This window comes from Weissella viridescens (assembly GCF_001437355.1).
In the GTDB taxonomy this organism is placed as follows: Bacteria; Bacillota; Bacilli; order Lactobacillales; family Lactobacillaceae; genus Weissella; species Weissella viridescens.
In genome coordinates this window covers 227,255-240,132 of sequence record NZ_JQBM01000002.1, presented here as the reverse complement: position 1 = coordinate 240,132, position 12,878 = coordinate 227,255, and the positions used below count along the sequence as shown (strand labels likewise).

The window sequence follows — 12,878 nt, the reverse complement described above, 5'->3', positions numbered from 1 at the left end:
TATTCGTCAATTTACTAACCTTTTGGGTCGTAAGCAAGTTGAAGCCTACAACAACCAGACTATGAAGCAAATGCGTAACGCCTATTACAACATTGATGGTAATCGTTCTGCTTACTTCTTGGGTAATGATGGTAAGGCCATCCGTGGTGTGCGCCAATTTACTGACGCTAAGGGTCGTAAGCAAGTTGAAGCTTACAACAACCAAACCATGAAGCAAATGCGCAACGCTTACTATGCAATTGACAACAATACCTCTGCATACTATCTTGGTAGCAACGGTAAAGCTGTTACAGGAGAACGTTGGTTCACACGTTCAAATGGCGCACTTGTTTTAGAATACTACGGCAGTGACTTCAAACAAGTCCGTAACCAATACGTACGCATCAGCGGCAAGAACATTTACTTCGGTTCAAATGGTTTGGCTACAAACACAAATGCTCAAATGCTCGAAGTTGCCATTAGCTGGTTCCAAGCACGTAAGGGTAAAGTTGATTACTCAATGTATCAACGTCTTGGCCCTAACTCATATGACTGTTCAAGTGCCGTTTACTTGGCTTTGAAGCAAGCTGGTTTGATGCCAAGTTATACCATGATTGGTAATACTGAGACCCTCTTCGTTGATCTTGAAGCACAAGGTTGGACTGCTCTCCCTGCAGGAACTAAGCCACAACGTGGTGATATCTTCATCTGGGGTAAGCGAGGTACAACGCTTGGTGCTGGTGGTCACACAGGTATCTTTACAAGTAGTGATAAGATTATTCACTGTAACTATGCCGATAACGGTATCTCTGAAACAAACTACAACCAAACATTTGCCAATTCTGGATTATACTATGCCACGATTTATCGTGCGCCACGTCTATAATTGCATTAAATCAAAGCCTAACTGCCAAGCAGCTAGGCTTTTTTTATTAAAAACAGTTTAAATGTTACCTACTTGTGAAGTTCAACACGAAACAAGAGTGTAAAATAAAGGATGTTAGTTTAAATTTGGAGGAGAAAACATGGAATTTCTTATGTTAGCGCTAGCAATTTTGCTTTTGCTAGTGTTGATTGTTAAGTTCAAACTTAATACATTCGTTGCACTTATTATTACGGCGTTTGTTCTAGCACTTTTGCTTGGAATGAACCCAATGGATATCCCAAGTGCTGTTCTTGGAGATCAAGGTGTGGGAAACATCTTGGGAACCAACTCAGTTATCTTTATCTTTGGTGGGATGATTGGTCGTTTGGTTGCCGATGCAGGTGGTTCATACCGTATCGCCCGTACCCTAATCGACTGGTTTGGTGTTAAGCGCCTACAATGGGCCGTTTTGATTGCCTCATTCATCATCGGAATCTCAATGATTTTCGGTGTTGGTATGATCTTGTTGATTCCAATTGTCTTTGCCGTTGCGAAAGAAGCAGACGTGCCACTACTTTATCTTGGAATCCCAATGACAGCGGCGCTATCATCTGCGCAAGGTTTCTTGCCACCACAGCCAGTCCCAACTGCTGTTGCCACAGCTTTGGGTGCTAACATTGGTATGATGTTGATTCTTGGTTTGATTGTTGCCATCATCACTGCCGTTGTTGGTGGACCTTTGTTCACTAAGTTGGCCCAAAAGTACGCTCCTGATGCCTTCCAAAAGAAGGAAAGTTTGCCTGCTGTTGGTGAAGTTAAGGAATACGATTTGAAGGATACACCTTCATTCGGTTTGTCAGTTTTGACATCAATCTTCCCACTAATCTTCATGATTATTGCGACAGTTTATAAGATGGTCTTTACTGGTGGTGTGACACCTAAGAACCCATCAATGATGGATTCTGTTATCGACTTTATGGCTAACCCTGCGGTTGCCATGACAGTTTCACTTATTTTTGCGATCTTCTCAATGGGAATTTGGCAAAAGCGCTCAATGAAGCAAGTTAACGTGTCTATGGCTGAAGCCACAAACGCGGTTGCCGGCATTCTATTGATCGTTGGTGGTGGTGGTGCCCTTCGTGGTGTCCTTGTCACTTCTGGATTCTCTGATCACGTGGCTAAGATGTTCTCAGCCAACGGATCAATGTCTCCAATCATGATTATCCTCTTTGCATGGGCTGTTACAGCCGTTCTTCGTGTTTCAGTTGGTTCTGCCACTGTTGCTGGTATGACTGCTGCAGGTATCATGGTGTCAATCGTTGCGTCACAAAGCAACCCAATGATGGCTGTACTTGTTGCCTTGGCAATTGGTTCAGGTTCATTGGTTGCCTCACACGTGAACGATGCTGGATTCTGGATTTTCCAAGAATTCTTCGATATCTCAATCAAGCAAACATTCCAAATCTGGACTGTGCTTGAAACTGTGATTTCAATTACTGGTTTGCTTGTTATTATTGCAATGACAATGCTACTTATCTAAGTACCACATTACATTTGTTCAAACTAACATTCAAAAAAGCCCTGCGCCTTGTGCGTGGGGCTTTTTATTTGACGCTGTTACATTGCCATGTTAATATTCATATCTAAGCAGAAAACCCAAATCAGCAGAAAGGTGGACCTTTATTTTAAGTAGCGTAATTTTTTAGACTAATCTAGAAAGCATTTTAAACACAATGTGTGTTTGGTGTACGTTATTTAAATGGGTCTACGTTCTTTCTGCTTACCAAAGCGATAAAGAAAGAGCATGTCGACGCGTACATGCTCTTTTTTTGCACCACTTCCTTGGTTAGTCCTTTTCATTTTTGATTGTCACACATATATACAAAATAAAGGAGATTTAACCATGACAACTTTAAACACAGATCGCTTAACGCTACGTCACTTCAAGACATCTGACGCTGCGAGCGTCTACCACTATGCCAGTAATCCAAAGATTGGCCCCATCGCTGGTTGGCCTGTTCATCAAAGCGAGGCTGAATCCCGCTTCTATATTGAAAACTACTTCATGAGCCCTCATATCTTCGCCATCACACTTAAGTCAAACCCTGACGATGTCATTGGCCTCGTCGGGCTCGAACTCGTTGACGAAGGCAACGCCAAAGACTTCATGACAGCTCACCAAGCAGAAATCAGTTATTGGCTTGGCGAACCGTTCTGGGGACAGGGTCTTGTCCCTGAAGCCATCGCTGCTGTCATTGATTATGGCTTCAATACACTACACCTAACCGATATTTGGTGCGGTTATAAAGATGGCAATGAACAATCTAAACGCGCCCAGGAAAAACAAGGTTTCTACTACGAACGCACGATTCATCATATGTACAACCCCGTCCTTGATGAAGAGATTATTGAACACTTTACGATTTTGCATAATCCAAATTAAAACAGAAAAGCACGTTATGAACTTAATCATAACGCGCTTTTTTCATTACCAAATTAAATAAATTAAAGCTGTGGCAACCACAATCTGGAAGATGATTGTGACCAACCCATATCCCACGTATCGAACCCCTGACTTCCGAATCGTTTGCCATTTTAAGTTCAACCCGATTCCAGCCAAGTTAACCACACCCAAGAAGCTTGATGCCTCATGCCCGAAATGATTAATCATCGTTGGGAATGGGAAAACAGTGTTAATCACAACTGCCACCAAGAACACCGTCACAAACCAAGGTAGCTTAAACTTGGGCTTAGCCGTAGTCACACTGGCATCAGCTCCCTCAGAACGCACCACAACGTGCGTCATGTAAATCACAACGACTGATAGCAGAATAACCCGCAACATCTTAAACAAGGTCGCATACGTTACGACATCCTGGTTAATCAACGCCGCTGTTCCAACCACTTGCCCCACTGATTGAACCGTTCCACCAATTAACGCCCCCATCAACATATCGTTGTGATGCATCAGGCTTGGTGCAATTAAAGGTAAGACAAGCAGTAAAGCCGTCCCGGACAAAGATACGGTGGCGACTGCCGTACGACGCTTATCATCATCGGCATGAATCGCTGGCGCCACTGACGCAATGGCACTCGACCCACATACTGCGTTTCCAGCAGCCATTAACATTGCTGATTGTTGGTCCACTTTGAAAAGCTTCTGACCAATCCACATCACAAAGGTAATGGTTAAAATCATAATCGCAATAATAAATAACAAACCTTGCAACTTTAATGAAGCAATTGTGCCTAAGGTTAACGTTACCCCTAATAACGCAATCCCCACTTCAATTGGATACTTCTCAGACCATTTCACTCCGCTACTCCAGCGATCATTACTAAAGATGGTATTCCCCAATAGTAGGCCAATAAACATAGCCAATGTCTCGCCACCCAAGGCGGGCAAGAATGGCGCTAAAGCTTTCGCAATAATTGCCACGCCAAAGGTTAAAATGATTCCGCGCCACATCTCTCGACTTATTTTAAACATCCCCAAACTCCTCTCGTTTTCTACATGTTTTATTGTACGGTAAAAACAACGATAAGTTAAATTAATAGATATAATCGAACTGATTATGTTTTATAATAGATGATGAACGCATATGAAACGAGGTGGCCTGCCCATGTTTAACTTACTACAAACATTCCTAACCGTTTATGAAACCCGTAATTTCACTCAAGCAGCCGAACAACTGTTTATTTCGCAACCAACCGTGACAACGCACATTCAAAAATTGGAGCACGAATTACAAGCTGAACTATTCATCCGTGAGAATAAGCGTGTCATGCCAACTGCCGTGGCCGACCAATTTTATCCGCAGGCACAACAAATGTTAGCTGAATGGCGGACAACAAAACAGAGTTTAAGTCATGTGGCCCAACAACGCACACAGGTGGTCATTGGGGCTTCGCATTCGGCGGCGACCACCTTACTCCCGCAAGTCGTGAACTTATTAGCTGATTACCTCGACCAAGTCGATTTGAGTGTGCGGATGCTGAATTCTGAACAGGTATTCGATGGTATGCTGCAACATAAAATTCAGATTGGCATTATCGAAAAGCCATTAAGCGACCAATGCATTGCCAGTTTCCAACTAGCCGATGACCATCTCGTGCATGCAGGTGATTTTGCAAGCCCCGTCTGGTTAATGCGCGAAGCTGGATCTGGTATCAATCACTTCACCCATGAATATTTAGAACTGATGCACATACAACCACAAAATGTTTTAGAGATGGATAATAATGATATGATTGTCGCTCAACTCAAAGCGGGACTGGGCCAATCCATCATTTCATCGCGCTTTGTCGACGATAGCGTTCCATATGAATTACTCGGCCCCGAATTCAATCGTAATTTTTATGTGCTTAATCATGGCACTGAAAGTGATCCACTCGTTCTCGCGCTCATCAATCGGATTAAACAACATGTGCAGGCTTTTAAGTAATTTTTTCAAATAAGTTTGTGAATTCCAATTACTATCATCACAATGCCTCACCCAATGTTTTGCGTTTCTTTTAAAAATCGCAAAAAAAGTAGCATGGTTTCAAATGATGCAACGCGTTAATATAATAGACGTAGATAAGAGCCTACTCATCTATGTCTCCTACGAAAAAATTTGTTTCCCAACAAATTGTTCACATATTTTGAATACGAAAAAGCCTGGCACTTCTTCCCGCCAGGCTTTTTTGTATGCTTTTTTATTTCAATGCACCAAGCATATCCACACGATTAATCTTGCGTGCCATTAACCACAAAACAATTAAGGCAAAAAACACAATCATTAACGTTGAAACCGCTAAGTTTAATACCGTAACCCCAGGGGCACTCATCGTATTTTCTGGCATGACCACTGACATCAAGTATGCATGTACGGCATAGCCAAATGCATACCCTAAGACAATCCCTGCCAATGTTAGCGCAGCAGTCTCACGATAGATATATTCGAGCACTTCCTTTGGATAGAACCCTAGAACCTTCAATGTTGATAGTTCCTTGATCCGCTCTGACACATTAATGTTGGTTAATGTGTAAAGCACTGTAAAGGCAAGCAGGGCTGCCGCTACAATAATTACTAAGACGACTTGATTCAAACTGTTCAAAACCGTATTAATATCATTACGGATTGAACCTGACTGAATTGTTGTCACCGCAGCCTTTTCTTTGTTCAACTTCACCGACATATCGCGCATCGCCTTGGTTGATGAATCATTCAAACGAATCAAGGTTGCGTTGGCAGTCGGCTTTGAATCATACACCTTATGATAGTAAGCCTTGTTCATCACAATTGTATGCCCCGCATACATCTCTGCAATGGCACCAATCTTGACACGATGACCTTGCCCCGTTGCATCGTCAAGTCGAATGGTATCACCGACCTTTAAGCCCTTAATCTTGGCTAGTTTCTCCGTCACCACGGCTTCATCATTATTCAAATGCAAAGCCTTTTTCGTCTTATAATCACGTAGTGTGAGGTATGACTTAAATTGCTTGGTATCCTGCGGTACCAACACTTGTACCGCTTGCTTGTCTTGCAAGCCCTTTACGTTAACCTGCGCATTGTCCATATGCACTTTGGTCTCCCCCTTAACATTCCGATCCTCATCAACCGACTTTTGATAAGCCTGCCGATCTGTGGAACTAGCGTCTGGATTATAAACACCCGTTACGTCATAGTGCACCAATTGGTTATATTGCAAAGGGACAATCTTATTCAAAGAATCGCGAATACCGAATCCTGTAATCAAAAGGGCAATACTTCCTGCCACACCAAGAATCGTCATCCACATCCGTATCTTATAACTGAATAAGTTACGTAGGGGCACCTTATTGAAGAATGACAACTTTGACCATAACCACGTCCAACGTTCGAGCAGGATACGCTTTCCATTGGCCGGAGGCTTAGGCAACATTTGCGTCGCGGCTTGCTCACGCATGTCCGCATACGTTGTATAAACGGCTGGGAAAACCGTACTCAATAATGCTAATCCGTATGACACAATAATTGGCCACCATGTTATGCCATATGACACCCCATTCGTGTAGAAGGTCGAGCCAAACGCCTGGAAAATCCGGTCAGGCAAGACGGTCAAACCAACTAATGTTCCAACAATGGTTCCGGCCGTTGCGACCAAGATGCTATACACGATGAATTCACGCATCGCTTGGATATGCGTATATCCCAGAGCGCGCAATGTTCCGACTTCAGTTCGCTTCACGTCAGCCATACGTTGCATCGTCACGAAACTCACCATCAACGCCACAGCAAAGAAGAAGATGGGGAACGTGTTTGATAGCTCTGCCACACGATCCGCGTCACTACCAAATTCGCTGTATCCGCCACTAAAGCCTTGTCGCGTTTGTGCCGTGTACTTGAGTTGTTGGACATTCGCCTTGGCTTGCTTAGCTTCATTCATTTTTGCATCGACTTCAGTTAAAGCAGCTTGAGCCTGGGCAACCATTGGTGTGCCTTGCGCCGCCTGCACAGCTTGTTGCGCTTCTTGTTGCTTTGCTTGCGCCAAGCTAAGTTGCTGGTCGATGTTTTTCTGCATATCAGCTCGACGATCAGCTGATAAGGTATTTAACTTCTTTTGGAGTTTGTCTGTATCTTGACGCGCTTGATTCTCATACTTATCTGAATAAGCTGGGCCAGAGACATTCTTATAACTAACTTGCACCACATTTGGTTGCCCAGTAAAGGCTTGATCCGGCAGCACCCCAAAGGCATTAATTTTACCATCAGCCATGACCGTTGAACCCATGTTTTGTTTCTTCATATATTGGGCTGAACGGACAAAACCAGTCACCTTGAACGTCTTGCCTTGCAAAGTGCTGAGCTGCTTATCATGGTTATCGGTCAGCGTGATGGTATCGCCAATTTTATATTGCCCCTTGAGTTGTTCACCCAAGGCAATTTCATTGGCGTGCTTAGGCAAATGCCCCGACTTCACTTCCATCTTACTTAATTGATCTGGCTTAGAAATGACTTGCATCGCCATTTGCTTGCCATGAATTTTTGCATCAGCTTGGTAACCGTATTCAGTGCGGTCAACATACTTCTGCTGCTTAATCACATCCTGTTCATGCTTGGTGAACCCTTGCGTCCCAGGCGTATTAATTTTTGCATCTGCTAAATTCTGTTGGACATAGTCCTTCCGCACAGCATTCCGCATGTCCGGACTTGTTGCTTTCAATCCGACGAAGACAAAGACCGCTAAGGCAATCAATCCCATAATTGAGAAGAAACGCCCTTTTGAGTCTTTAATCTCACGCCAGATGTTTAGGTTTAAGATATTTTTCATGGCTTACCACTCCAAATCTTCAATTGGGGTTGGGTTTGGATTGCGTGTATCTGACTTGACCTTACCGTCAAAAATCTCAATGACATGATCTGCCATAGGCTTAATCATCCCATTATGGGTCACGATAATCGCATTCTTACCAGTTTCACGTACATAGTCTTGGAAGACTTGTAGCACTTGCTTACCAGTGTGATAATCCAAAGCTCCCGTTGGTTCATCAGCTAGTAAGAGACCTGGGTTCTTTGCCATAGCACGGGCAATTGATACACGTTGCTGCTCTCCGCCAGACATTTGCGCAGGGAAATTATCCTTACGCTTATCCAAGCTCACTTGACGGAGCGCTTCCGTAGCATCTAATGGGTTATCCACCAATTGTGATGCCATTTCCACGTTTTCTTGCGCTGTAAGGTTTTCAATCAAGTTATAGAATTGGAACACAAATCCAATTTCCTTACGCCGGAACGTTGTGCGTTGGCGTTCATTGTAATCTGAAATATCGGTCCCGTCGACAATGACCTTCCCATGGGTATTTGAATCCATTCCCCCAAGGATATTTAACAAGGTTGACTTACCCGCTCCAGACGCCCCAACAATAATGGTTAATTCACCTTCTCATATAAACGATTGGCCAAATTAAGCAATTCGTTATTATCTATTTGAAGTATATCTTGATATTGATTTTCTGAATTTAAAAATAATCCCTTATTATTATCTTCTGATTTTTTTAAGATTTTCATATAGTATTCCCTTCTCGTCCCAGTGCTCATTTCCGGACTCCATTAGTTCAATTAAATTATCATATAGACTCTCTGTATCACCCGTATTAATATTCATCACTTCCCCAGTTTCAAACCATCCACTGAATATATTATAATCTTTATTTAAAAGCTTAGTAATGTAGATATAGTTCGGGTGCATTAATGCACCTACAGAGCTACTGTGTGTTATTACAAAAACAGTTGCATGTTGAGATATTTGATTAATCATTGGCAGCAATTGATTTGTAAGGAAAGGATTATCAAAAGATGCCTCAGGTTCATCAATTAAAACGAGTTCATAGTTGTGTGCATCCTCCAACCTATTCAAAAGTGCATATTCCGCTCTTTCGCCACCAGACGCCATCTGCTTATTTTGATTTAACAATTCATACTCTACTTTGAGAAAATATTGCCAAATCTTTGCCTTAGAAAAGAAATTTTTATTACTGATTGCTTCTAAAAAGTCCCAATATTTTTTATTAAGATAATAGTTTGTAAATTCTTCTTGCACAGACTCATTTCTGCCCATTTGCTCTAAAAATTCACTTGCATTTTCAAATGGTCTTGCCGAAATTTTCAACGTGAAATAGTTTCCAACTTTAACTTTATAAATTTCATGGGGTCTCACAACCTCATTTTTCAAATATTCATCCAGTAATGCTATTCTCTTAGAATGTCCAAACCAACCTAACAAATTAAAGTTATCAGGATCAGGTATCGTTTGGGATGAAACTTTATCTAGTTCGTTTCTTACGGAGCGTCTGATATCATCAGCTATTTTAGAAATTTCTCTTTGTTTAGTATGCATTCTCCTCTCAGCTCTAAATATATTAGTTAACTCCTCTAAATCAGTTTCATCTATGTAGTTAGAAATTATATTTTTATACGTTTCATTTTTTACTTTTAGCAGCTGATTAAGTGAATCCACTATCCCCTTCAATCCAACAGGAATCTTATGAGAAATTTCTGGAGATGAAAATAAAGGAACTTTTGAAGCTTCATCAGTTTCATTACTTTGAAGAGCAAATTCTTTAATTGACTGTAAATAATTGATTGATTGACCTGGTGTACTTTTGTCTGCTAACAATTTGAAAGCTTCACTAAAAACAGGTTTGTATTTATCCATAAACTCTTCAGTGATCTTCTGATTACTATTTTTTAACCCATCATAAAACTCTTTCTCAGTACTATCTTTAACAAGTTCACCTTGCTTTATATATAAAATCTTATTAGAATTGCTTTTCTTTAAATCATTTATAAAGTGGGTTTTTCCTGAACCCCGTTTCCCAATAATTAAATTTTCACTATCCGATCCAGAAATAACTTTCCCGTGTATCATAAATTGTGCTTCATTTATTCGGTCACTTGGATTTTTCACTATAGAAACATTCTTTTTATTAAGTAACGCCAATTTCAAGATTGGAATTTCAAGTGAACTACTTTTTATATATGTTGTCTTAACTAATGAATAATCATTTTTATCATTATAATCCGTTGCATGAAGATCTCCAAAGAGAACAGGTGTTAATCCTTCACTTAATTTTTTTTGCTTATTAAATGCTTTAGCACTTCCCATATCACCAGCAATGAACTTTTCTTGAAGTTGACTATTTTCACTATCTGAAGTATATTTTTTTGATTTTGCCGAATCAGGAATTAAAATAAAATCCTTCCATCTTGGTATCGCTTCAATAAAATCTTCCTCTGCAGGTAATCTGCCTTTTAAATTTTTTATTTGTTTAAGTTTAACTAATCCTTCAGATAAATATTCTGCATCTTCCGGGGCAGCAATAACTAATAAATGAACACCTTTTAATTTCACCTCTGCACCAGGAAAAACTTTAATGTCGCTTCCCAATTCTTCAACAATTTCATTATAATTTTCGAGATTTAAAAAATCATGATTTGTAATCGCGATTCCATCTAAATTCAATGTCTCTACATATTTTTTTAGCCAATTCATGCTAAATGAAAAATCTCTATCTAATTCTTCACTCGGTAAGGTGTGTAGATGAAAATCTACTTGATATATATTCTGATTCATTTCATTCAACTCCATTTTTATAACATATATTACACCATACTTCATCAATTTTATATCCACAAAAAAACGACACGACTCATACGAGTCATGTCGTTTTTAATTTGAATAGGTTGTGCCAATTCTGGCAACGAAAATAAATAAATATTAACGCTTTGAGAATTGTGAAGCCTTACGGGCCTTCTTCAAACCTGGCTTCTTACGTTCCTTCATACGAGGGTCACGTGTAAGCAAACCAGCTGACTTCAATGCAGGACGGAAGTCAGGGTCAACAGTCAATAGGGCACGGGCGATACCGTGACGGATTGCACCGGCTTGACCAGAGAAACCACCACCGTTAACGTTAACCTTAACATCGTATTGTCCCAATGTTTCAGTAGCGTTGAATGGTTGAACCATAACCTCACGCAAGTTAGCGAAAGGAATGTATTCTTCAGCAGGACGATCGTTAACAGTAATTGTTCCGTTACCAGGTACAAGGCGTACACGGGCTACAGAGTTCTTACGACGACCAGTTCCGTAATATTGTACGTTAGCCATAATAAACTATTCTCCTTTCGTTAATTAGATAAGATCGTTGATGTTCAACAATTCAGGTTGTTGTGCAGCGTGTGTGTGTTCTTCACCAGCAAACACGTGCAACTTCAAACCTTGTGCGCGTCCCAAAGTGTTCTTTGGCAACATTCCTTGAACTGAAAGTTCAATCAAACGTTGTGGGTTCTTTTCACGCAAATCTCCAGCTTGACGTTCCTTCAATCCACCAGGATGGTTCGTGTGGTGGTAGTAGATCTTGTCAGTAGCTTTCTTACCAGTAAGGGCAACCTTACCAGCATTAATGATAATTACGTTGTCACCAGTGTCTACGTTAGGTGTGTAAGTTGGCTTGTTCTTACCGCGCAAGATTGATGCTGCTACGGTTGACAAACGACCCAAAGGTACATCAGTTGCGTCTAAGATGTACCACTTGCGATCGATCTCATTAGGCTTTGCCATATAAGTTGTACGCATGGAAAATTTCCTCCAATATTCTGTTTGTTTACTTTACCAAATAATTAAAATCGTCGTACCAGGACATTCCCAATTGTGGTTGGTAAACAATACCGTTTTACATATTACCCTTATTTGCGTAAGTAGTCAATGTAAATGCCACAATTTGTCCTGAATTCATGAATTCTTAATACTCCACTGACATCAAGTACAAACCTTGTGCCGGAGCAGTGAAACGCGCCTGTTGCCGATCCTTTGCTTCAAGCAAACGTGGAATGTCATCCACGGGCCGGGAACCATTCCCAATCTCCAACAATACGCCTACCATAATCCGAATTTGATTGTATAAGAAGCCATTTCCAGTGAATTCAAACCAAATCTCGTCGTCTTCCGGTTTCTCAATCATTGTAGCAGAGTATACCGTCCGAACGGTAGTCTTTTGTTGAAAACCTGAGGCAACAAAGCTTAGCCAGTCATGCTCACCAACATAATCACCGATGGCTTGCTGCATCAAACTTGGATCCAATTTACGGCCCCAATGCCCTGTGTAGTTTCGTTTGAACGGATCAACATATTGCGTCGTCGATAAACGATAACGATACGTTTTATCGTGGGCATTGAATTGTGCATGAAAATCATCATCCACAATTTCGACTTTTTTTATACCAATGTCGTAAGGCAAAATCGTTGAAAGTCCCTTGCGGACGTTATCCGCAGGAATGTCGAACGGCAAGTCAAAGTTCGCGACCTGCCCTTGCGCATGCACACGTGCATCCGTCCGACCAGACCCTTGCACACGAATGGGTTCTGCTGGATTCTTCGCCATCGTATTGACGGCCTTTTCAAGCTCTAATTGCACGGTCCGCTTTCCCGGCTGTACTTGCCAGCCGAAGAACTCGGTTCCGTCATAGGCAATGGTTGCTTTGTAACGTGGCATCCGATTGCCCTC

General features: G+C 41.3%; 10 protein-coding genes and 1 pseudogene. 4 read left to right on the top strand and 7 right to left on the bottom strand.

All coding sequences use genetic code 11. The annotated features are described in order from the left end of the window. The 3 genes from IV50_RS07985 to IV50_RS03810 all read left to right on the top strand — a co-directional run. The coding region (locus IV50_RS07985) for a peptidoglycan amidohydrolase family protein (protein WP_236697694.1) at positions 1–865 on the top strand (865 nt) is incomplete at its 5' end. Positions 866–1,004: 139 nt separating this feature from the next. Continuing rightward, positions 1,005–2,384 (top strand): gluconate:H+ symporter, encoded by a 1,380-nt coding sequence (locus tag IV50_RS03815; RefSeq protein ID WP_057745328.1) that lies wholly within the window; start codon positions 1,005–1,007, stop codon positions 2,382–2,384. Positions 2,385–2,747: 363 nt separating this feature from the next. Next, positions 2,748–3,287: a GNAT family N-acetyltransferase gene (locus IV50_RS03810; RefSeq protein WP_057745325.1), complete on the top strand. Its 540-nt coding sequence runs from the start codon at positions 2,748–2,750 to the stop codon at positions 3,285–3,287. A gap of 45 nt (positions 3,288–3,332) precedes the next feature. On the opposite strand, the gene IV50_RS03805 is transcribed toward IV50_RS03810, so the two are convergent. Continuing rightward, entirely contained in the window at positions 3,333–4,334 is a 1,002-nt protein-coding gene (locus IV50_RS03805; protein ID WP_057745321.1) for a YeiH family protein, read from the bottom strand. 133 nt (positions 4,335–4,467) lie between these two features. On the opposite strand from IV50_RS03805, the gene IV50_RS03800 reads away from it, so the two are divergent. Further along, positions 4,468–5,289, top strand: a complete 822-nt coding sequence (locus tag IV50_RS03800) for a LysR family transcriptional regulator (protein WP_057745319.1) — start codon at positions 4,468–4,470, stop codon at positions 5,287–5,289. Between the two features lie 253 nt (positions 5,290–5,542). Here the strand turns inward: IV50_RS03800 and IV50_RS03795 are convergent, their stop codons facing one another. From IV50_RS03795 to truA, 6 genes and pseudogenes are all read right to left on the bottom strand, one after another. Beyond that, on the bottom strand, positions 5,543–8,143 hold the full coding sequence (locus tag IV50_RS03795) for an ABC transporter permease (RefSeq protein WP_057745316.1): 2,601 nt from the start codon (positions 8,141–8,143) through the stop codon (positions 5,543–5,545). 3 nt (positions 8,144–8,146) lie between these two features. Next, positions 8,147–8,755, bottom strand: a pseudogene (locus IV50_RS03790) (ABC transporter ATP-binding protein); the annotation flags it as partial. 96 nt (positions 8,756–8,851) lie between these two features. Next, positions 8,852–10,945, bottom strand: coding sequence for a PHP domain-containing protein (locus tag IV50_RS03785; protein WP_057745314.1), 2,094 nt, complete (start codon positions 10,943–10,945; stop codon positions 8,852–8,854). 144 nt (positions 10,946–11,089) lie between these two features. Beyond that, a complete protein-coding gene (gene rpsI / locus IV50_RS03780; RefSeq protein ID WP_057745311.1) occupies positions 11,090–11,482 on the bottom strand; it encodes a 30S ribosomal protein S9 in 393 nt (130 codons plus the stop codon). A gap of 24 nt (positions 11,483–11,506) precedes the next feature. Further along, entirely contained in the window at positions 11,507–11,950 is a 444-nt protein-coding gene (gene rplM, locus IV50_RS03775; RefSeq protein ID WP_057745308.1) for a 50S ribosomal protein L13, read from the bottom strand. A gap of 166 nt (positions 11,951–12,116) precedes the next feature. Next, a complete protein-coding gene (truA, locus tag IV50_RS03770) occupies positions 12,117–12,866 on the bottom strand; it encodes a tRNA pseudouridine(38-40) synthase TruA (protein ID WP_057745305.1) in 750 nt (249 codons plus the stop codon). Positions 12,867–12,878: the final 12 nt, after the last annotated feature.